The 21,512-nt window shown below is 37.7% G+C and carries 28 protein-coding genes and 1 pseudogene; 5 read left to right on the top strand and 24 right to left on the bottom strand.

Annotated features, from left to right (window positions below):
• The coding region (locus B5D25_RS11785) for a hypothetical protein (protein WP_341465083.1) at nucleotides 1-223 on the bottom strand (223 nt) is incomplete at its 3' end.
• Between the two features lie 273 nt (nucleotides 224-496).
• On the opposite strand from B5D25_RS11785, the gene B5D25_RS11790 reads away from it, so the two are divergent.
• On the top strand, nucleotides 497-2,137 hold the full coding sequence (locus B5D25_RS11790) for a GGDEF domain-containing protein (protein ID WP_078788167.1): 1,641 nt from the start codon (nucleotides 497-499) through the stop codon (nucleotides 2,135-2,137).
• An 82-nt stretch (nucleotides 2,138-2,219) separates the two neighbouring features.
• Here the strand turns inward: B5D25_RS11790 and B5D25_RS11795 are convergent, their stop codons facing one another.
• From B5D25_RS11795 to B5D25_RS11840, 11 genes and pseudogenes are all read right to left on the bottom strand, one after another.
• Nucleotides 2,220-2,735: a GNAT family N-acetyltransferase gene (locus B5D25_RS11795; protein ID WP_090168711.1), complete on the bottom strand. Its 516-nt coding sequence runs from the start codon at nucleotides 2,733-2,735 to the stop codon at nucleotides 2,220-2,222.
• A gap of 92 nt (nucleotides 2,736-2,827) precedes the next feature.
• Entirely contained in the window at nucleotides 2,828-3,397 is a 570-nt protein-coding gene (locus B5D25_RS11800) for a TetR/AcrR family transcriptional regulator (RefSeq protein WP_078788169.1), read from the bottom strand.
• Nucleotides 3,398-3,552: 155 nt separating this feature from the next.
• Nucleotides 3,553-4,224: a helix-turn-helix domain-containing protein gene (locus B5D25_RS11805; RefSeq protein ID WP_078788170.1), complete on the bottom strand. Its 672-nt coding sequence runs from the start codon at nucleotides 4,222-4,224 to the stop codon at nucleotides 3,553-3,555.
• Nucleotides 4,225-4,359: 135 nt separating this feature from the next.
• A complete protein-coding gene (locus tag B5D25_RS11810; protein WP_341443644.1) occupies nucleotides 4,360-4,542 on the bottom strand; it encodes a TipAS antibiotic-recognition domain-containing protein in 183 nt (60 codons plus the stop codon).
• Between the two features lie 41 nt (nucleotides 4,543-4,583).
• Entirely contained in the window at nucleotides 4,584-5,135 is a 552-nt protein-coding gene (locus B5D25_RS11815) for a GNAT family N-acetyltransferase (protein WP_078788172.1), read from the bottom strand.
• Nucleotides 5,135-5,293, bottom strand: a complete 159-nt coding sequence (locus tag B5D25_RS12930) for a hypothetical protein (RefSeq protein WP_159444172.1) — start codon at nucleotides 5,291-5,293, stop codon at nucleotides 5,135-5,137. The genes B5D25_RS11815 and B5D25_RS12930 overlap by 1 nt, the downstream gene beginning before the upstream one ends.
• 87 nt (nucleotides 5,294-5,380) lie before the next feature.
• The gene (locus tag B5D25_RS11820; protein WP_078788173.1) at nucleotides 5,381-6,169 is read right to left on the bottom strand and encodes a class I SAM-dependent methyltransferase; all 789 of its coding nucleotides are present in this window, start codon (nucleotides 6,167-6,169) and stop codon (nucleotides 5,381-5,383) included.
• 186 nt (nucleotides 6,170-6,355) lie between these two features.
• Nucleotides 6,356-6,853 (bottom strand): GNAT family N-acetyltransferase, encoded by a 498-nt coding sequence (locus B5D25_RS11825; protein ID WP_159444173.1) that lies wholly within the window; start codon nucleotides 6,851-6,853, stop codon nucleotides 6,356-6,358.
• Nucleotides 6,854-7,170: 317 nt separating this feature from the next.
• On the bottom strand, nucleotides 7,171-7,680 hold the full coding sequence (locus tag B5D25_RS11830; RefSeq protein WP_078788175.1) for a cysteine hydrolase family protein: 510 nt from the start codon (nucleotides 7,678-7,680) through the stop codon (nucleotides 7,171-7,173).
• Between the two features lie 87 nt (nucleotides 7,681-7,767).
• Nucleotides 7,768-8,121 (bottom strand): annotated as a pseudogene (locus B5D25_RS11835) (winged helix-turn-helix transcriptional regulator); the annotation flags it as partial.
• Nucleotides 8,118-8,663: a cysteine hydrolase family protein gene (locus tag B5D25_RS11840; RefSeq protein WP_242870261.1), complete on the bottom strand. Its 546-nt coding sequence runs from the start codon at nucleotides 8,661-8,663 to the stop codon at nucleotides 8,118-8,120. The pseudogene B5D25_RS11835 and the gene B5D25_RS11840, both read right to left, overlap by 4 nt.
• Before the next feature lie 250 nt (nucleotides 8,664-8,913).
• Here B5D25_RS11840 and B5D25_RS11845 point away from each other — a divergent pair, with 250 nt between their 5' ends.
• Nucleotides 8,914-9,756 carry a CPBP family intramembrane glutamic endopeptidase gene (locus B5D25_RS11845; protein WP_078788177.1) on the top strand — a complete coding sequence of 281 codons (843 nt, stop codon included), beginning with the start codon at nucleotides 8,914-8,916 and terminating at the stop codon, nucleotides 9,754-9,756.
• Between the two features lie 436 nt (nucleotides 9,757-10,192).
• Here the strand turns inward: B5D25_RS11845 and B5D25_RS11850 are convergent, their stop codons facing one another.
• The 6 genes from B5D25_RS11850 to B5D25_RS11875 form a co-directional block, all read right to left on the bottom strand.
• Nucleotides 10,193-10,795: a sugar O-acetyltransferase gene (locus tag B5D25_RS11850; RefSeq protein WP_078788178.1), complete on the bottom strand. Its 603-nt coding sequence runs from the start codon at nucleotides 10,793-10,795 to the stop codon at nucleotides 10,193-10,195.
• 92 nt (nucleotides 10,796-10,887) lie between these two features.
• Nucleotides 10,888-11,343: a GNAT family N-acetyltransferase gene (locus B5D25_RS11855; RefSeq protein WP_078788179.1), complete on the bottom strand. Its 456-nt coding sequence runs from the start codon at nucleotides 11,341-11,343 to the stop codon at nucleotides 10,888-10,890.
• Nucleotides 11,344-11,370: 27 nt separating this feature from the next.
• A complete protein-coding gene (locus B5D25_RS11860; RefSeq protein WP_159444174.1) occupies nucleotides 11,371-11,796 on the bottom strand; it encodes a GNAT family N-acetyltransferase in 426 nt (141 codons plus the stop codon).
• A gap of 155 nt (nucleotides 11,797-11,951) precedes the next feature.
• The gene (locus tag B5D25_RS11865) at nucleotides 11,952-12,692 is read right to left on the bottom strand and encodes a MerR family transcriptional regulator (protein WP_078788181.1); all 741 of its coding nucleotides are present in this window, start codon (nucleotides 12,690-12,692) and stop codon (nucleotides 11,952-11,954) included.
• Between the two features lie 21 nt (nucleotides 12,693-12,713).
• Nucleotides 12,714-13,601, bottom strand: coding sequence for a flavodoxin family protein (locus B5D25_RS11870; protein ID WP_078788182.1), 888 nt, complete (start codon nucleotides 13,599-13,601; stop codon nucleotides 12,714-12,716).
• A gap of 6 nt (nucleotides 13,602-13,607) precedes the next feature.
• Nucleotides 13,608-14,132 (bottom strand): HXXEE domain-containing protein, encoded by a 525-nt coding sequence (locus B5D25_RS11875; protein ID WP_078788183.1) that lies wholly within the window; start codon nucleotides 14,130-14,132, stop codon nucleotides 13,608-13,610.
• Between the two features lie 237 nt (nucleotides 14,133-14,369).
• On the opposite strand from B5D25_RS11875, the gene B5D25_RS11880 reads away from it, so the two are divergent.
• Entirely contained in the window at nucleotides 14,370-14,915 is a 546-nt protein-coding gene (locus tag B5D25_RS11880) for a TetR/AcrR family transcriptional regulator (RefSeq protein ID WP_078788184.1), read from the top strand.
• A gap of 122 nt (nucleotides 14,916-15,037) precedes the next feature.
• On the opposite strand, the gene B5D25_RS11885 is transcribed toward B5D25_RS11880, so the two are convergent.
• Entirely contained in the window at nucleotides 15,038-15,562 is a 525-nt protein-coding gene (locus B5D25_RS11885; RefSeq protein WP_078788185.1) for a shikimate kinase, read from the bottom strand.
• 199 nt (nucleotides 15,563-15,761) lie between these two features.
• On the opposite strand from B5D25_RS11885, the gene B5D25_RS11890 reads away from it, so the two are divergent.
• Nucleotides 15,762-16,685 (top strand): MBL fold metallo-hydrolase, encoded by a 924-nt coding sequence (locus tag B5D25_RS11890; RefSeq protein ID WP_078788186.1) that lies wholly within the window; start codon nucleotides 15,762-15,764, stop codon nucleotides 16,683-16,685.
• A gap of 30 nt (nucleotides 16,686-16,715) precedes the next feature.
• Here the strand turns inward: B5D25_RS11890 and B5D25_RS13260 are convergent, their stop codons facing one another.
• From B5D25_RS13260 to B5D25_RS11910, 5 genes are all read right to left on the bottom strand, one after another.
• A complete protein-coding gene (locus B5D25_RS13260) occupies nucleotides 16,716-18,260 on the bottom strand; it encodes an alpha/beta fold hydrolase (protein WP_078788187.1) in 1,545 nt (514 codons plus the stop codon).
• 66 nt (nucleotides 18,261-18,326) lie between these two features.
• A complete protein-coding gene (locus B5D25_RS11900; RefSeq protein ID WP_078788188.1) occupies nucleotides 18,327-19,016 on the bottom strand; it encodes a DNA alkylation repair protein in 690 nt (229 codons plus the stop codon).
• 3 nt (nucleotides 19,017-19,019) lie between these two features.
• On the bottom strand, nucleotides 19,020-19,151 hold the full coding sequence (locus B5D25_RS13205) for a hypothetical protein (RefSeq protein ID WP_278286121.1): 132 nt from the start codon (nucleotides 19,149-19,151) through the stop codon (nucleotides 19,020-19,022).
• A 5-nt stretch (nucleotides 19,152-19,156) separates the two neighbouring features.
• A complete protein-coding gene (locus tag B5D25_RS11905; RefSeq protein WP_078788189.1) occupies nucleotides 19,157-20,047 on the bottom strand; it encodes an SPL family radical SAM protein in 891 nt (296 codons plus the stop codon).
• Between the two features lie 50 nt (nucleotides 20,048-20,097).
• Nucleotides 20,098-21,006, bottom strand: coding sequence for a helix-turn-helix transcriptional regulator (locus B5D25_RS11910; protein WP_078788190.1), 909 nt, complete (start codon nucleotides 21,004-21,006; stop codon nucleotides 20,098-20,100).
• A gap of 338 nt (nucleotides 21,007-21,344) precedes the next feature.
• Here B5D25_RS11910 and B5D25_RS11915 point away from each other — a divergent pair.
• On the top strand, nucleotides 21,345-21,512 hold a 168-nt coding region (locus tag B5D25_RS11915), incomplete at its 3' end, for a helix-turn-helix domain-containing protein (protein ID WP_143405146.1).

The following is a 21,512-nucleotide window of genomic DNA, read 5'->3' on the forward strand; positions in this document are numbered from 1 at the left end:
TATCATTTCTGGCAATGGTGTATCTGCCTTTTCGCCAATCGCTTTCTGATATATGTTTATTAACACTTGAAAGCACTTCACCAAGAAATCCGGCAGCAAATGCCTCAGTAGATGCCTTAGCTGATACTTCCAGGGATCTGAAATCCATAGGGTCTTTCAAAAATCTTTCTTCAGCCTCAACTAAACTATTAACTAATCCTTCCAATAGTGCTACAATGTTCATGAGAGTATCTTCCTCCTTGTTTTGGGTTTTTTGGTCAAAATCATTATATCAAAGAGGCTTGATACTCTCTCTTTATTTTTTTATTAAACTGACAAAAACTTTACTCTATTCACCTTAACATATGTCTCACATCTCTTTAAATTTGCACAATATCTTCAATACGGCAAAGTTGATTTTTAATGCTAAAATTGTCTCAATACTTCTTTCATGTCAATTTACTTTTTAGTAAAAATATAGTAAAATTATTATATAAAAAAATTGTGGTGAGTGCCTATGAAGAGAAAAACCGTTTTAAAAAGAATCATACCGGTTTTATCTGTTATCGCCATATTTACTTTGGCGTATTTTCTTTTGGTGATACCATATAAAAAGTCTGTCGCTCGACGTACACACGAACGTATCGATTCTTACATCAATAGCAATCTGAGCTATGAAGAAGACTCCTATGATACTTATTTATCTGAATTAAATGAGCTTCTCGAACTCCCTTATATAACTGACTATGACAAAGGACATTTATATGAGCGTATTGCTCAAATCTATAATTTCCGAGAGGATACACTCAATTTTTATCACTCTCTTGGAAATGCCCTTTACTATTTAAATAAAGCTGAAGACAAATCAATAGCCGTCAATATATATGAAGATATTGCCAACTATTATCTGACCGATTGTAATCTTAAGCAAGCAAAATTATATGTAAATAAAGCATCTGAGTTCTGTCCATTGGAAGATATACAGGATCCTCAGGTTAAATCTTATTCCTACAGAATGGAAGCTATCATGAAGATATATGACGGAAACTTAGACGACGCCAGACAGATGATTGATATATCAACATCAATTCTATCTGAAAACAGTGACGCATTATGGGCTCCATCCTATATTGCTATAAATGATATGGTTTATGCTTCTATCTTTTATGCTGAAGGCAACTACGATGCCGCAGCATCTCTTCTGGATAAAAATAAAGACAGTGAATTTTTCTCATCACCTATATATGCCGATATTATAACACGCGATTTTGTACTACCTTATTATGACATAGCATGCAAACTGGCTGCTCAAAAAGGTGATGAAGAAAAGCTCATACTCTATCTGACAGAATACAGAACCGCCAGCAACAAATTCGGATATACCAAGAAAGAACAGCAAATCCTTACCGAAATATCAGAAGGTGGCTTCAACCTTTCTGAAAATACTAATGCAGAAATAAATAATCGTATACTTGACAATTATAAGCGCATTGTTGAAACACAAAGTAATGACTATGCAGCTCTTATTACTGAGCCTTTAGAGAACGGAATCAGTGAACAGGCCGAGCTTAATGAATCACTGAAAGAAGCTCGCCATAAAACCAAACTCCGTCTCCTGGAAATCATAATCGTAATCACAATCCTTTTAATTATAATATTGATCATCTCACACAGTTTAAGAGATCCTCTTACCGGTGTCGGCAATAGAAGAAAACTTAATTACAGTCTTTTTACAGGATTTCGCGCTTCAAAAAATGTATCATTTATCATGATGGATATAGATAACTTCAAAAAAGTTAATGATACATATGGTCATGATAAGGGAGATGTTGTATTAAAGCGCCTTGGCACCTTACTTAAGGTTATGCAAAGCAGCAAAAACAGAAGTTTTCGCTATGGTGGCGAGGAGTTTGTCATGATCGTATATGATCCGGATCCTTCAATGGCATTACGAATAGCTCAAAATATAAGACGCGATTTTCAATGGCAGCAGTGGGACTTTATGGATGGTGTCACTATAAGTCTGGGTGTCTCAACAGGCCGTTTATCACAGGCTACTTTAGTAGAGGCAGATAAGAACCTCTACTATTCTAAAAATCACGGAAAGAATGCCGTGACATACACCATTGATGGTACTCCGACAATCATCCCAGATTAATATTTTATCAAGAGAGAACTTTACCCAATCCATGCTTGTAAAATAAATAATTGATTCCGTATAAACCTCTTCAGAAGTAGATTCAAATAAGCTTTATTATATACACATCTGCTTCTTCGCCTTCAAATGTAAAGCTTCTCTCATACTTTCCGCCATTTTTAACTATGGTTTTTATGGATGGCTCATTGGATCTTTCCACGGAAAGCTGAAGGCGATCCATTCCTATCTCAGCCGCCCTCTGCATGATAAGGCGAAGCATTTCTGTTGCATAGCCCTTCTTTCTTTCTGAAGGTCTGACGCTATATCCACTGTTGCCAAAATCCTTCAGAAAATCATTTAATTCATAACGCAGGTCTATAATTCCAACTATTTTTTCATTATCATCAAATGCAAAATATGTATCGGTTACTACCCAGGATGGATTCACTGTCTCAGGAGACATATTATCAGTAACCGACTTCAGCCACTCATCGTAAGAATCCATCTGATCAAGCAATTCACTTCCATTTATAGTTAATTCACCATTATCAAAAAACTCCTTTTTAAAAGCTATAGCCTGTTCTTCATATTCTTTTGTTGGTCTTTTAAGTGTTATCATGATCATCCTCCTATCAATTAAATCCCTACCGGTTCTTATTCTGCTTTATCAGCAATTGAATTTCCGGTCCTTCACTTGTTCCCTTATCAATTTTAACGTTCGGTCAACTGCCTCTTTATATTGTCCAATATTGAATTAAATGTTTTCTGTTTCATAGGTATTATCCTGCTCCACATTCGAACACCCTGATATGAATATAAAATTATATTTACTATCTCATTTACATTTACATCATTAAACTCTCCTGTTTTAATCCCGTAGCGGATTAGCTTTGCCCACCTCTTTTCACCGGATTTGTTCATCTCTTCCATCACATCAGAGTCAACTGTCTGGGCATATTCATATATTGCAATACCAAGAGAATCTTCCGGATGCTTCATCTCACTTTTAAGCAGCGATAATGCTTTATCCAGAATTTGAACAGCCGGTATTCCTTTCTTTATCTCGCTCTCAAAATCCAGGGCATCCTTTTCGGTTATCTTTTCAAGTATTGCCTCAAAGATCTGACTTGTACTTGAAAAATGACTATAAAGACCGCCTCTGCTCATACCAACCGTTTCACATACATCTTTCATTGTTACCTGTTTAAAACCCTTCTCTGCAAAAAGAGAATACGATACATCCAATATATTTTCTCTTGTTTTTTCTCCCTTGATACCCATGTTCCACCTCTATATTTTATTTCCCAAATTTTTCGCAAATCAGAAAAACCGACACTCGTGTCGTTTTTTCTGATTTTAGATTTTAGACACGTGTGTCGATTTTGTCAAGGACAATCTGAAATTATTCTGATTATTTATCTTTATATCTAAAGAATTTAACCAAATAGTCGCTTCGCAGCTTCTTCTAATTCTTTTCTCTCTTTGTAATTGTCGTAACCACTTTCTTTGTCATCTACGCCTTTTACTACATCGATATAATATAGGCCATCATGATTGCAATAGAAGAAAATCTTCTTTACTCCTCTGATTTTAAATCGTGCCTGGGCATCTCCTTCCGGATATAGCTTAACCAGTTGGATATCATTTGATGTCACTGCTGCCATAAAGGATATGTAATGTCCCTTTGTCATACTATGATCAAGTCTTACAAAGTACTCATCCTCTACTCGCTCTATAAAGATCATATGTTCTTCATCTGTAGGTTCAGCTTCAAGCGGAGTAAGCTGTACACCATGACAACTGATCACTGACTCCCCTATGCTATGAATTACATTTCCACATACTGGACATACATAAAACTTAGAACGAAGCATATTGGCAGATACATTTGCATTAGTTACAGCATTACCTGATATCAGCTCCGTAACTGATATTCCGAATGTTTCTGCAATTGGCTCAATAAGTGTTATGTCAGGATATCCCTTTGCGGTCTCCCACTTAGACACTGTCTTATCACTTACTCCAAGCTTCTCTGCCAGAGCCTGCTGTGTTAACTTGTTCTTTTCACGCAGTTCTTTTATAACCGTACCTGTTACATATTGGTTCATATTTCTTACCTCCATGAACATATTGTATGACATCGTACTTCTATAAACCACCTACGTAAAGTAGAGAATATAATTCTTATAAAAACCTTGTCCAATTACTTAAAGAAATTCAAGAACTTGTTTATATCATATTACTTAAACAAGTTCTGAGTGACTAACAAATATTTTAATTGCCTCTTCTACAAAGGCTCCTGTTCCTGAACCGCCTGCTTTATCAATATTCTCTGTCATCTCTCCACCAGCACTGTACGCTGAACCCAACTGCAGAAGTATCTCATTGGTACAGGTATACATATTTTCTGTTATATAATCCTGCAGTTTCTTTACTCTTCATAAAGCATTTTCATCCACTTACATCGTCACTCTCTTAATAGGCTAAGTATCTCAATATCTATTAATTCCCCTCGACACATTTCATGCTTACGAAGAGTTCCTTCCATGACAAAGCCAAGCCTTTCAAGTAACATATGAGACGCTGTATTAGGTGGTTCAACAAATGCCTCAATCCTGTTCACATCAGAATTCTCAAAAGCAAAACTGATGATCATGGAAAGTGCTTCTTTCATCACCTTGTTTCCCCAATAATCTCTGTTAAGATCATAACCAATTTCTATCCTCTTATCATAATCAGATATAGCATGAAAGCCGCAAGTTCCAATAAGCTTACCGGTTTCTTTTAGAACTATCCCCCAACGCATAGACCATTTATTTTTTAAGGCTTCAACATAATCCTTCGCCATCTTTTCTGCTTCACTTATATCCTTAAAAGCTTCTCGGTCATCGAAATATAGCATAACCTCTTTATTCGAATATATCTCGAAAAGATCAGAAGTATCATCAAGCGTTATCGGTCTCAGTGATAGTCGATCTGACTCAAGAGTTTTATAATTTGCAAATAATTCGTCCTTCATTACATTTTCTCCTGTGTGATTCGATCTGCCAGCATCCTGTCAAATGTCACAAATGAATAGCAGCTTATAGCCACCTTCGGAACACCTGGCAATTTTTCTATAAAGTTCCAAGGATTGATTATCGAATCTTTTTCCTTGCTAAATTCTTCAAGTACCATATCTTTCCTCCATCTAACTCTTAACCAATTAACCTCTACCCACAGATTAAATGTCTCATATCTAATAACTGTACTTGGGACGAATCATTATTTTTTCACCTTCAGATCTGCAATCGATACATAATGCTTCACCATAAATCTTTCTGGTGCATTTTCCATCATCATCTGCATATGTTCCTTATCCCAGGCTGCAAGTTCTTCTGGCCCCATACCTGCTCCTACACCTCTGCTTGCTCGCATCCTTCCGTGCCAGCCCTCTCTTGTAAATGGAATATCAACCCTGAACTCATTCTGAGATAATAAATCAAAATGATTCAGATACTGATCAGGTACCCATACCGGATGAACCGTGTCACCATATGCATTCCATACTGGATTATACTTAAGTATTATCTCTTCGCTCTTTCCGGCAATCTTGTCTTCATACGGAAGCCATCCCATATAGAGAATCAGAAAGTGTCCGCCCGGTTTTAACATCTTTGCAAACTGAGGAGCAGTTACATCATGGTTCAGATACCAGATACACTGGCAGGCTGTGATAACATCAAATGTCTCCTCCGGAAATGACACATCCTCCGCTTTGGATGCAAAGAACTCTATATTCATTCCCGATTCACCAGCAAGGGCTTTTGCCTGCTGAATCTGATTCTCAGCTATATCAGTTCCAACCCATGTAGCTCCATACTTATACATATTTCTTGGAAGTACACCGGTTCCTGTTCCAATATCCAGGACCTTCTGACCATCCTTGCAAAGTCCGAGATTTAAAATGTAATCGTAGAACTCCTGTGGGTATATATCTCTATACTTCGCATAATCCTTTGATGTCTTGCCCCAATCAAAAGACTTTCCATCATCTATATCTTTTATAATCATAACCTTATACCTCCATTCTTAACTATACTCAATGTCTCTCGAATCCTAATCTCTCAATCCACCTATATCTATAACTTTAATCCTGTTTTCATTCTCCTGCAGGAATCTCATCATTTAAACTATTGTTTCGGTAATTGAGATTTGTCTTATATCAAAATCTTTACTCATTTATAAACTGCTCCTTATCTATATAAACATCTCCATATCTATACATTTCCATTTTCCAATTGGCAGTTCACAGTCTCTTATAGCGTATTCTTTAAAGCCAACTGCTTCGTAGCAGTGCTTTGCACTTTCATTATTATCAAATACTCCAAGATCAATCCTTTTGACAAATAAATTTTCTTTTACGTACTCTACTCCCAGAAGGAGCATCTCTTTTCCATAGCCTTTTCCACGAAGCTTGGGATCAACTACAACGAATCCGAATCTTACACTGCTGTCATCATCTTCTCTTGGGTATCTTATAATAAAATGTCCTATAACATTTCCCTCTTCATCCTCTGCTGTAAGTGGGAAGAATCTTCCTGCTTCTAATTGAGGTGCATAGTTTTCTTCTATATCGTTTTCTTCCAGAGGAAATTTATTAAATCTGTCAGACGACCACTTATACAGCTCTTCTTCCGTTCTCAGCCATGTGGCAATTATTGGCGAATCTTCTTTCTTATAATTTCTTAGTATCATATTCATTTCCTCCTCTTGTAATCAAAAAACCACCTATCCGAATTAGATAGGTGGTTTGAAAATACTAATATATAAAATAAATTATATAAAATATTACACTTCTCTAATTCCCGAACTTTCACATATCAAATTAAAACCATACACTAGTCTGACTAGAGATGATCTACGTGATGTAACATGTGAAGTTGCGAGAACTGATCTACGCATGTAATATAACTCCTAGATTTTTAAAAAGATGTTCTTAAGATACTCTTCATTTTTTTATCTGTCAACACATTATTTCCAATATATAATCGCAACTGTTGTATTCAGCATTCTCATAAGTATTCTACTCCTAATGCTGTTAACCGCTGTCTCATGTTTTGGACTTTCCCTTCTGGAAATCTGCTGCCGATACATTCTCCCAGCATTTTCACCTTGATTCCTGTCTTTACTGCCCCCTTTGCTGTAGCTCCCACACAGCCACATTCATCAAGTCCTGAAAGGATAACCTCACTATATCCTGTCTTTTCCATATGTTCTCGAAAGGCTTTTGAAGTGTAGGAGTCTGAACGGTTCTTCTCAAAACATAGGTCGGAAACTATATCCAGTCCTTCGTAAAGCTCTGCTCCTTCAGTTCCCTTAATCGAAAAGCCAACTCCCCACATCACCTTAGGCAAAATGTGCTTGATGTAAATGATATCGTAGCCCTCTTCCTTATAAGAAACTATGGCTCTATTTACATTTCCCACAAGCTTTTCTGTGTCATAAGTAAACATATCTTTTCTTTTGTCCCACAGATAATCCTTCTGAAGATCAATAATTATAAATGCTTTCTTATCTGGCATTTCCGTCTATTCCCCCTTCTTATCTACCAACGGATCATTTCCTTCAGCTGCTTCCTTCACTAGCCTGCATAATTCATTTTCAGATAGTATTCCCTTATTAATAAGTGCGTCAGTCATTCCATTTTCAATCATATAATCAACCCCTACCATCTGCATGATATCTATGGCCGCAATCATCTTTCGTCCACGCCTCTCGGTTATCGAATATTCAACTCGAAGGGGATATCCGTCAAAGGACTTCTTTTCCACTAGACCGAATTCAATAAGTTCCTTCAATTGTTCAAGAAGCATCTTCTGCGTAATGCCTTCAATCTCACGCTCCAGTTCGGCAAGCCCCTTTGGGCCGTCCTTCATCTGATACAAGATTATAGTTTTCCATTTGCCCTTTATAATGTCATGAACTATTTCAAGCGGGCAAGTGTAGTCATCTCTTATCTTCATAGATATTTCTCCGTTTTAATTACATTTGCGAAGCCATCAGCAAGTGATGCCATATATACAGCATGTACCGTCTCAGCATCTATCTTTTTCCCATCATGTTTAAGCGACATAGTAGTACAAGCATCATCTATTAAAGTAACATTATATCCATAGTCCTGACAAGCTCTAACTGTTGTATCTACACACATGTGGGACATCATCCCGGCAACCACTATGTCTGTAATCTCGTTCTCCAGCAAATACTTACGAAGATCAGTTCCGAGAAATGAACTCGGGTATTCCTTATGAATTATCTTCTCTCCTTCTATCGGTTTCACAAGACTATGAATTCCTGCTAGAACCTTGAAGTTATGCTGGACATGGATTACAGTTTTATCCTCTGATCTGAACTTCTCCAAAACCCGCGCAGCATTCTTGGCTGCACACCTTGGATTATGCAGCAGCATCGGCCCCGGCGTGAAATAAATATCCTGAATATCAATCAGTAGTAACGCTTCTTTTATTCGCTCATTATTATTCTCAGTAATAATCTCCTTTTTCACCTTGATTCTCCTCCTGCAAATGAATTACAAATTCTTCTATGTATTAACGGAAGAATATCGCATTTTCCAGGAATTGAACATTACCCACTTTTTTGTGGGTATGAAGACCATGAATATTTACATTTAAGAATCAATTTAGAAATACAGAAGAATCATATAAAGAACTATTCTTTGTAATACTGTAATATATCCTCAGACGCAGGTAACAAGTTAATTACTCGCTACAGATTTACACAGGAGATTAAAATATATGTCAGAAAGAATCAAAAATAACGCAGTTAAATCTTGCCTTATTATATTTACAGTATTAATTCTTGTTCACGGGTTCGAAGCCATCTTCCTTCGAATGGATGAAACTGTACTCGGCGAAAACTTCATCAACAAAGTATTCGGAATAATCATGATAGTTTTTATTCTGAAGCTTATCAACTGGAAAGGTGAAGATATAGGATTTAAGAAGGGGCTCATTACAGGCTACGGATTAAAGAACATCAGCCTTGGTCTTCTTCTCGCTTTGGTTTCATTTGCAATTGCTTATAGCGTAGAAGTTATCATTCTCAAGAGCCAAGGACACAATGTTAGTTTCGGTATCTTTACTACAGGGTTCTCGCTTACCGGAGATGCAGAAATCCATACCGGAATCGGTTTTATCCTTATGTGCATTTTCTTCAATATAATAAACGTAATCATGGAAGAAGGAACTTTCAGAGGACTTTTTAATAAATTGATTGCTACCAATCATTCTCCAAAGTTTGCACTCCTTTTCCAGGCACTCCTCTTCGGAGTATGGCATATAGTAACACCTCTTCACAATTTGCTCGACGGCGATATCGGTATCGGTGCATTTATCGGACTCGGTGTTGGATATATCATCCTTGCAGGAATGATGGGTATAAAGTGGGGGCTTCTGTATAGAATGACCGGCAGCTTATATGCAGGAATGGCCGACCATTTCTTCAATAACTGTATCGCCACTAATCTGCTTCATATAACTACAGAAAGTGGAACAGATGAAATGATGATCGTGCGTGTATTGATTGCACAGCTTCTCTCATTTATCGGAGTAATTATCTTCTCCAAAAAAAATGTATAGTATATATACCTATCCACTTTTCTCCAGCACTCGGTCACAGTCTGATGCCGGACAAAAGAATCCAGCGAATGAGCGTTAAAACAGTCCGTATCTAATCTTTTATACTGTATTTTCCTCATCTGTATAATCTCCCATTTTTTTAACATCGCAGCCCTTACCCGCATAATACGCAAACATTTCATCAATTTTTATGATTTCTTAGTTCATTTTATTGCCGATATTTCCTACAAGAGCATTGAACTTCTCATAGGTATCTTTTGAATTGGCTGAATAAGTTCCGTTAGGATCTTCGCTCATCATTATAAATAGCATTTCATTGCCGGAATGCGTATAGAAGTCTATCCTGTCGCAGTACCAGTTATAGATGTGGTAATGAAGCTTTTTAAGGAGAGACTCGATTCGCTTAATGTTTTCGAATGAATAACAGATGATGATGTCAACACATACGATCCTCTTCCGTGATCGCACGGATCACGCGGCACGGATTACCTGCGGCCAGGCTGTTTGCTGGGATATCTCTGGTCACCACACTGCCGGCTCCGATCACACAGCCCTCACCGATCGTGACGCCTCCGCAGATCGTAACATTTCCCGCAATCCAGCAGTTATTTCCAATCACTATGGGACTACCGTATTCCCTGTCCGTGCGCACACCGTCTTCCCGCTGGTAGGTATTCCGCTCCTGCCACCGTAACGGATGCAGCGGTGTTAAGATCGATACATTCGGTCCCATAAATACATCATCGCCGATCTGCACCGGACAGGTATCGAGGATCGTCAGGTTAAAATTGGCATAGGTTCGTTTGCCGATGCTGGTAAAACAACCGTAATCGACCTGGATTGGTCCCTGCAGATAAGCCTCCTCGCCGATATCCGGAAACAGTTCGTGCAGGATCTTCTTTCTTGTATCTTCATCCGTCTCCAAAGTCGCATTGTATTCTGCAGACAATCGATGTGCCTTTTGTCTTAGTTGCAGCAATTCCGGATCTCCCGGATCATACAACTTCCCTGCAAGCATTTTTTCACGTTCGGTTCTCATTTTGATTCCCCTCCATTTTAACATCCCTTTTTCAAAAAAGTGTTCCTACAGTTATTACCATCTATTCTTTATGGCAGGTGATAATAGTATATCTACTCCTCTTTAACCCTGTTTTGCAACAGCACTCTGTTTCCATCGTCTCTGAAAATTTTATATCCAAGTCTTTCATATAAACGAAGCGCTGAAGTATTAGTCTTTTCCACATGAAAAAGAATATCCTCAAGTCCAAGCTCCATTGCATAGTCTTCGGCCTTATGAATCAAAGATGTCCCGATTCCATTACCACGTTTTTTTTCAGTAACCGACAAGTCATCCAAATAGATATAATCCACATCTTCCCGATGGACTTCGACTGCAAGGTAAGCAATAACATCATCATCAGCAGCCACAAGAATAATATCCTCTCCATTTTTCCAATACCTGTGTAAATACCCAGGCTCATACCCTTGAACGTCTTCTGTGTGATAGATGGTTTGTAACATTTCTATAAACAATTCACAAATTCTCTGCTCATCTCCCTGAACAGCTTTTCTAATACTGTATGTCATTTTTTCTTTCTCCGATTATTCTGTAATTCAAGCCTCATCCATTATCAGCCATTGATCCATTCCGGGTCCAGCATCATCATTAGGGCGTACTCTGAATCCAAATTTTTCATAAAATGACTCTTTTCCTTTAGCTGAATTCAAAGTCAGTTTAACTTTATAACCGGGTTTCATTCCGTCTTTCAGTTTGCTGATACTTGCTTCAACAAGTTTGCGGCCTATTCCCTGTCCTTGGTATTTCGGATCAACAATAACATCTGACAAGAAAGCGACATACCCTCCATCCCAAAGCAATCTAACAACTCCAATAGCTTTTTCATCATCACGAACACATTGAATCATATAGGCTTTCTCTATACATGCCCTGGCTTGTTCAATGGGGAACTCAACCCATCCAACCATTTTACGCAATTCCATATATTCTTCCGGTGTAATAAATTCTCCGTATTTAATCATGTTTTTCTTTATCCCCCTGCAAATTCTATTCATGTTTAATGCAACAATATTCTGCCGGATACATTACATAATCCTTAAATAACAACATATCAACAAAACCATACGATATGGATTCAAACTGCTTATATCTCATTTACAGAAAAACTTTCCCACTCCTATATAACATAATATAGATCAACCGACATATCTTGATTATATACTTCGTATACTCGGTCCGAAAGTTCTATTAAATGTTCTTCCGCATACTGGCGCATTATCTTATGCGCATCAGAAACTTTCGAAAACCCTCCTTGAAAGTTTATATGAAGACAGCTTTCTTCAAATAATTCTATAGTATCCTCACCACGATAATCATTAACCGGAAGACAGGTTTTCATAGCAAACTTTGCATCATCCATTAATCCATCATATCTTACAAAATGACTTCCTGCTACTTCGACACCTTTATGAGCCGCCACTTCGTATAGCTTTCCAACAGATATCCCAAGTTTCTCAAGTTCAACATTTTCATCAACATATAAACAGATACATTTTTCAAAAGGTCTGATATCCGGTTCTATCGGGAGGTTATCCGCTTCTTTTACTCCATCTATTTTCTTATCTGAGGCCATTTTCTTCATATCTCTTAGCAGGTCATCAGTTTCTTTAATCTTGCTCGAAAGAATCTCTTCCTCAGATACTTCTCCACTTAGAATCTGCTTTATCTCAAATAAAGAAATCCCTATACTTCTTAGGCGTTTTATTGTCGTAAGTTTTGAAAGCTGTGATTCGTCATAATAGTAATATCCATTTTCTTCACATTGCATAGCAGGAATCAGAAGCTCCTCTTCACGATATAAGCGAAGAGCTTTTCTTCCTACATTTCCAATCATCGCAAATTGTCCACTTGTATACATTATCCCGTCACCTTCTTTCTTTTAACTTTTCCAAACATCCTTCTCCACCGCAATCTGATGCTGTGGATCTGCATGAGATGTAATCATTATAACATGCTTAAATCTCATACAACATAGACTATCTAATATTCCATAAGCCACTTCATATGTTGTCCGCATACTGAAGTGAAATGAACCATAGATTCCCAACTTCGTCCACTTATCAATCACTCCCTGGTATAGCTTTCCCTTCTTTCTGACAAAGGATCTTATTCCTATATTTAGAACAATAAAATGTATCAGACTTTGCATAGGATGCGCCTTTCCACTGTGCATGTCTCTTATCATTTTCCTGGCAGCCTTGCGACATTTTTTATTAATATGATTTAGCGCGTCATTCCTAAAATCTCTGTATTCTATTCTAGAATTCTTTCCACCATGATCAACCACTTGTTTTTCTGTAGCCATGATATTAAATGGCGCTTTAAAAACTATACTGCCGCTGAGTTTTCCGCCTGAATATATCACAAGTTTTTTAAGAACCTTTGCCGCATCCTTATTTCCATAGTTCTCACCTGTTGCAACAATAACACATGCTTTCCCATGCAACAACTGCTCTATAACAAAATGACCTCTATCGATAAAATCCTTCATAAGACCTGACACATTACTTGCATAGGTTGGTGTCCCCAGGATTATTCCATCCGCTTCCGCTATAAGCTCGGATAACTTCTCTGCATCATCTCGTATACAGCAATGTCCGGTCATGAAGCAGGAGCAACATCCCAGACAGTGGGCCATCTCAATCTCAGCAAGACTCACAAAGTCAACCTTCACACCACTATCCAGCAGTTCCTTTTCCAACACATGTAATGTAGTTGCTGTAATACCCTGATTTCTTGGACTCCCGTTTATTATTATGACTTTCATCTTCCTCTACCTCATCACATTTTCTTCAATATGCATTCTACCATTCACAAAATGAGCCAGCTTATGAGCCAGTTTTAGATTAAACATCATGAGGATAATACTCAGAGCAATTGTAAGAATAGTTACCAGATCAAAGTCCATCACCCTCGTACACCTAAGAAGTATGCTGACGCTGACAGGTAAACATATAAGACTCGTAATAAAACTTGGGATATATTTCTTTAGATAAATAGTTTGTCCAATATGAATTATGAAATGTCCCGCAAGTGCAAGGAACAGTCCGTACCACATAGAAATAAGCACCTTATTTGGAAAATAATATGCCAGCAGGCTCACTCCAAAAAATGGAATAAACTCTTCATAAACAGCCGCCACAAAGCCTTCCGTCTTAAAGTTCCGATAGGCCTTCATAACTCTCGGAAATCTATCGTATAGATCAGGATTCTTCTTAAAGAAATATCCAAATCCCACCACTTCCTCCATATCATGAAATATAAAAATTATAGGCAATATCAAAATATATTCTTTCATACAGCACGTTACCTCATCTTTTGATCGAAAATCATAATTACTCACTTGTGTACTTTTGACCGCTATGATACATTAATTCTTGGCAGGGGTAAATCCCTATGAGAAAAGATACACAAACTTATAAATATGAGTAATTTACCACAATATCTGCTTCAAGAAATAATTAAAAAGTAGTCAAAAATCCATCTCGATAGTTTATATGAAATTAGTTTTAAAAATGAAAGGTCGAGAATAATCATGAATATTTCCCAAAATCCATCTGCATTAAGATCAAAAAAAGAGATCACCGATGCATTACTTAAACTAATGCAGGATCACTCTTATTCTGAGATATCTGTAAAGCAGATAGTTCTGGAAACACCACTGGAAAGAAAAACATTTTATAATAACTTTTCTTCAAAAGATGATGTTCTGGATTCTATTATAACTAACGCGATACATGAATATGTAGTTGCACTTACCGAGTCACACGACGGACCGCTTTCGGTAATATTTCAATTCTGTGATAAGAACAGGGAACTGCTTAAACTTCTTCATAAGAATAACCTTCTCCATCTTCTCCTCCAGAAGCTTAATTCAGTAATACCGGAACACAACCATTCTCTGGATATGACCAAAAATCCATTTGCACAAATGATTGGTGACCTGGAACCCGATTACCTGATAGCCTTCAATATCGGAGCCATCTGGAATGTTATATTTAAATGGGTTGACCGTGGAATGGTCGATTCACCCGAAGATATCAAAGCCACCCTTGAAGCATATCTGAAAAAATTCAAATAGATACTTCATTACGCTAAAAGCGCCGGTATCAAGAGCCGGCGCTTTCATAATGTCTAATTCCTTTATGCCAGAAGATGTAAGTCATTAAAATGGTTTTAATCCATAAATAATCCGGCCATAAATTATGATATCATTCGAACTATCATTTCGACTGTATCTTCAACAGATGAATTTGTCTCGTCTATGGTTATATCTGCGTATTTTTCATACAACGCACATCGATTATCATACATTTCTTCAGGAGTTTCGCCGGCCTTCAATACGACACCTCTTTGTTTAATATTGTGAAGGCGTTTAAAAAGTTCTTCTTTTCCAACTTTTAGATATATAACCTTTCCGATACTCCTAAGATATTTCATGCCCGCTTCACTATAGACAACAGATCCGCCTGTAGCAATAACTGCCTTTGATGGATGTATGGATAATACAGCCTTCTCCTCAGCTTCAAGAAATCCTTCTACACTGCGTTCCTTTATAATGTCACACAAAAGTTTTTCTTCACTTTGCTGGATTACAAGGTCTGTATCTATAAAATTCATCCCCAACAATTTGGCAAGAATAACGCCTGCGGTACTTTTTCCGGATGCCGGCATGCCGATCAATATTATATTTCCACGATTTTTGTTATCTTTATCAAAATTATTCATTAGCATCACCTCTTTCACCATTATGTCACAGGAACATTTCGCTTTCCACCTGTTTATTGATTTTTCCGTATCATCCGGTTTTTATATCAAAATATATATTATTAATATAAGTACAAAATCATAACCTTATGCTATACTAAAATCAGTTTCATTATTCAATTCCTGCAACATAAACAACTTTCACAAGGAGGATTTGCTAATGGCTGAAATAGCATATTTTTGTTCTGAAGAAATCGCTGAAAAAAGCTGGATGATTAGAAATTTCGGAGATGCGACACCGGCTATCTGTTATCTTGTTGAGGGTAAAGATTATTCGCTCCTCATTGACTCCATTATAGGTATAGGAAATTTAAAAGCTTATTGTGAGACACTTACTCAAAAACCTATTATACTTGTAAATACTCATGCTCATTCCGATCACGTCGGAGGTAATTTCCATTTCGACCACTGCTATATGCATCATCGTGACATAAGTTTCATGCAAAAGTCATATGTGGGCATTACAAAAGAAGTGATCTTTCAGACAGCAAAGAATATGGCACCTAAAGAAATCAGTGAAATGATGGTTCCTGATGACAACTTCACAGACTGGAATCCAATAAAAATATATCCTCTCTATGACGGTGATGAATTCGATCTCGGTGATCGTAAAATAGAAGTTGTTTACGTCGGAGGTCATACAGAGGGTTCAATCGTCCTTATCGATCATAAGACAAGAATATGTTATTCGGGAGATGCTTGTAATGGAAATACGCTCCTGGAATTTCCAAACTCCACATCCATTGTAGAATATATGAAAAATCTCCTTCATTTTAAGGAACATCAATCTGAATTCGATAAATTATATGGTGGTCATGAGACTTTTTCTGACACTTCCATCATAGATGAAGCTATAGAAACCGTAGCAAAAGTTATCGCCGGAACGGACGACAAATGTGAAGAAACCGGTATGTTGGGAACGCCTGTGTTATACGCGGCAAAAAAGAAAAAAGACAGCTACGGCAGAGAAGACGGTAAGCGCTTCAACATGAGTTATGTTCCGTCGCAGATTTATGGTCCTGCGAAAACAAAACAAATTCTCGATGCGAAGCAGCTATTACCGGCTCAGCCAAATAATCAATAATTATTTGAATTACCTCCTTCGCCTTTAAATTTAATGTTCCTTCAGAAAATCCTTAACGATTTTAGCAAATTTTTCAGGAGCATCATCATGAGCATAATGTCCGCATCCCTCTATCAGTTCATATTTCGCACCAATCAAATTAGCATAATCCACCATATCCGGAACCGCGCAGTTCCAATCACATTCTCCGGAAACAAAAAGAACCGGAACATCATAATGTGTCTGTGATTCTCTAAGATTTACATTCTGCGTATAATCCATCAATTTACCACAGTACTTCATAAATCTTTCGTAGCTGAGTACATTTTTATACCATAATACATCTTCGCTTGAAAGTGTCGGAGAAAATACTGCCGCGAGGATTGTACTTTTTTGACGTGGAGCCTTATGATATTTAGCTGCATATTCACTTATTTTAGAAGATGCATCAACCGTCTTCTCTCTTTGATATGCTTCATAAGCATTTGTAAGTTTGGTTGTATCATCTCCTGCTGCCTTCGCTTTTTCAAGTGCATCTTTATATTCATATTCAGTTGAAGAATCAAAATTCACAAACTGCCCGATACCTATATATGCAGCCACATTCTCAGGATGCTCATATGTATATGTACTTCCAAGTATTGAACCATATGAATGTCCCATGATGATTATCTTATCTTTCCCAAATCTATCCTTAAGATACCCTGTGAGAACATCCAGATCACTAAGCGCCTGGTCAAAAGTCACTGTTTCATTTTTTTCATCGATATCCTTATTCTTTACATATGTTCTTCCGCATCCTCGCTGATCCCAACATACAACTGTATAGTCCTCTATTAATTCATTTGTAAATTTATATGTCATAGCGCTGTCAGGTGAACCCGGACCACCATGAAGGTAAATGATAACAGGGTTAGACACATCTCTTCCTCTTATCGTAATAAACTGCTCTTGCCCATTTATATCTATGTATTTACTATCGTCCACACCATTATCCGTATCGATGTAACATACGAAAAAGTTATAATTTCTGACAGCCACTATTCCTATTATCGCAAGTACAATTATATAAACCGGCGTCAGTAGAATTGCTTTAACGATACGGCCTTTACGCTTACTATTATTCCCAAATATCTCTCGTTTATGAGCACGATGAATCCCAATATGTCCTATACCAAAAATGATTGCACTGATGATAATGAAAATATTACTTGCATATATTCCAAGTGAAATAATCGCAAAAAACGGAAGAGACGCACCAGCCATGGTAAAACCGCCAAAAGAAGAATACATATCTTCCAGCCTCTTCTCGCTCTTAAAATATCTTACCCAAAACAACTCATAAATTATCATAAAGATAAATGCAATGATCAGCCAACCAAGCCATAAAGAATGAATTCTCACATTACAGTCTTTGAAAATAAGAATAAGCACTAAAATAAACGCTTCTCCTATCCTTTCCATAATCTGGAGAAACTTATTTTCATTTTTACTATGTTCGTCATATCCTTCAGGTTTATGCTTTGTCCATATAATGTTTGGAATAATGAGCATAGCTATAAAAATTAAACCTACATAAGAAAATCCAAAATTCAATTAATTATCCCCCTTTTGTAATTCCCGGTTGCTTTTAAATTCACCATACACTTATTGTACGCTATTTTAATACTTTATCTTTAACGTTTTTAGATACTCTTTTTGTTCAGGTGTTATACGGTAACTCTCCACAGATTTCTGAATAGCTTTATTATGAGTCCATTTATCAAGTTTCTTCTCTTCAATAAACGGAAGTACCGCATCATACTGCTTTGCAAGAGCTGTAGCAAAATACCACGCAATCATCATATTTATGTAGAATTCATCCGAACGGATCTTTGCCACCATTTCAGTATATTTAACATCATAATCCTCATCAATGAAATGCTCCATCAGCATCCTAATAGCGAATCTAACAGTATATGTTTCTTTTGATTTAATCCACTTATTTATCTGCTTTAGCAGTTCCGTACGGTGCTTCTTAAAAACCTTAGGAGAAAGCTGGTCGCAGGTTGCCCAGTTATCCACAAATGGCAGGAACTTATCAACCTCCTGCATACATTTATCATAATCCTTGATGCCAGATATAATAAATGCATGGAGCTGATCCTCATCAAAATATTCATGTGGAAGTATCTCAAGAAATCCCCCGATATCTTCTCTTTTCAGAAGCTCCTTTGCATACTTTCTAAGCTCAGGAGTTCTGACTCCTATCATATCATCCGCTGTTTTGGATGGAATAAGCTTTGCCTGAAAATCTCTGTATTTAATATCCTGTTTATTAAATAGTTCTTTTATTATTTCATCACGAATCATTTCCTAATCCTCCTCTTTTACTACCTTAGAGCACATAAACGCTCTCTGGTTTTCTGAATATATTACACGCCAATCATCAGTTTTATTATGTATGCCACCAGCAGATGAAGATACAATCTTTTCATCAACTTTCACCGAATTCAGCTTCTGAAAGATTTATCAAATAAACTCATCTGCTGATACTTATCCGGAAGCTCATTCAGATATTTAAAACATTCATACGGATTTGAAAGCATGCCACTCTCTTTACATATTCTGTGAAGAATTCCCTGCAGAGCTTTTGTATTTGGGCTTGGAATTTCATACGAATTTCCAAATCTCTGAATATATCTCTGCTTCATTCCCGGAAAATGCTTATCAAGTGCCGCGTAGTAATACTCCCTGTCGCCTTCACGTAGCGTGAGTCCCATTCCAAAATTAATAATTCCTTTCACACCCACACGCACACATTCGTTCAGGATGGAAGTTACATTTTCTTCCGTATCATTTATAAATGGCAGAATCGGTGTAAGCCACACAATTGTAGGTATACCTCTTTTCTGCATTTCTTCAAGAACCTCGATGCGGCGCTTGGTGTTACATACATTCGGCTCAAGTATCCGGCACAGGTCATCATCATAAGTCGTAAGTGTCATCTGGACCACACATTTTGCCTTTTGATTAATCTCATCGAGTAGGTCGATGTCACGCATTATTCGGTCTGACTTAGTCTGAATCGCAAGACCAAACTCATAATCTCTAATAATCTCCAGACACTTCCTTGTCAGCCCCAACGCTTCCTCGCAGTGCATATATGGATCCGACATCGCTCCGGTTCCAATCATGCATTTCTTCCTCTTAGATCTAAGCGCCTTCTCAAGAAGCTCCGGTGCGTTCTGCTTTACCTCGATATCCTCGAAAGGATGCGTGAACTGATAGCATTTGCTTCTGCTATCGCAGTATATACACCCATGGCTGCACCCGCGATATATATTCATTCCATTTATACCATTTTTACTTGTAAGTATTCCCTTAGCATCAACAAAATGCATCTCTTATCCCTCACTACACATTTCAATCTCACTCATGATTTTATTTCTTTTCAATCCTTATACATCTTCCGCATGGCATCGGCCAAATCTCTCAGCCTTTCTCTCGCCACCTGTGGTTCAAGCACTTCCACCTTGTCACCGAAAGTAAGCAGCCACATGATCATATTTTCCAATTCATAATATTCTTCCTCTAAAAGCAATCTTCCATCTTCAGCTACCTCATAGCAATCCGGTCCGAATTCTTCAACCAGACGCCACTTCATATCCGGAGCAAAAAGCGCTTTCAAAATAATCTCTCTCGGTTGTGCCGATTCCGCCGAAAGTTCAGGCTGAGGCACATTTCTGCAGATAAATGTATCCTCCGTCCGTGCAACTTTATCCATTCGATTCAACTTAAACAACCTGAAATCTTTTCTCTTCAGGCACCAACCATATACATACCAGCTGGTCCATTTATAAATGATATAGTACGGTTCTATCGTACGTTTACTTTCTCCCGAAGGTGCATAATACTTAAACTTCAGGTGATTTCGATTTTCGATTGCATCCTGAATCACTTCAATCTTTGGCGCAAGTGATCCCTTGTACCATGACGAAAGATCGATTAATATAGAATCCCTGCCACTGACTAAATTTGAAGATCCTGTCTGAATCTTCTCCATAAGCTGCCCATAGTAGCTGCTTCCGCTGACACTGTCCAGACTTCTGAGTCCGGCAAGTATCACCTGCATATCCTTCGATGTAAGGATAGTCCTATCCATGCGGTAGCCTTCCATGATACTTATGCCGCCACCGCTTCCCTGAGACGTTTGTATAGGAATTCCGGCTCTGCACAGGTCTTCTATATCTCTGTTAATTGTTCGTCTTGAAACCTCAAAACATGCAGCCAGCTCCGGAGCTGTTATTTTTTCCTTCTGCAGAAGTACTGAAAGTATTCCGATCAACCTGTCAATCTTCATTCCTTAATTTCACCCTTTCCCCAACAAAAACCGGTATAGTATCTCATTCATCTCAAATACTCTAAATCCATCATATCAGATATAACACGCCATGTATATGTCATGTTTGTAATAATAGTTTTACTATTATTATTTGCCCTCAACCTTATTTGCCCTCACCTCAACCCTCAATTGTAATCCGAGATTCCATACCCAGTATCTCGGATGAGTAGTACAAGTTAATAATTATAGGTGTAAGAGAGGGGTATGGATTCTCCCTTACAAACATGTGAGGCCGACTGGAAGGTTGGTCTCATTTTTGTTATACTTTGATTTCTGGCGGCTGGAAAGGAGCTACCATGTCAAGGTTTTTATCATATGAAGATCGTTTGATCATAGCCCAGCGACTCCAGGAGAGTGCCTCCTTCGGAGAGATTGGCAAAGAACTGGGACGTGATCGCACAACCATTGCGAAGGAGGTAAAAAAGTATTCTTACGACAAGAAGAGCGGTCGTCCCGGCTATCCA

The organism is Eubacterium ruminantium, assembly GCF_900167085.1.
Lineage (GTDB): Bacteria > Bacillota > Clostridia > Lachnospirales > Lachnospiraceae > Eubacterium_Q > Eubacterium_Q ruminantium.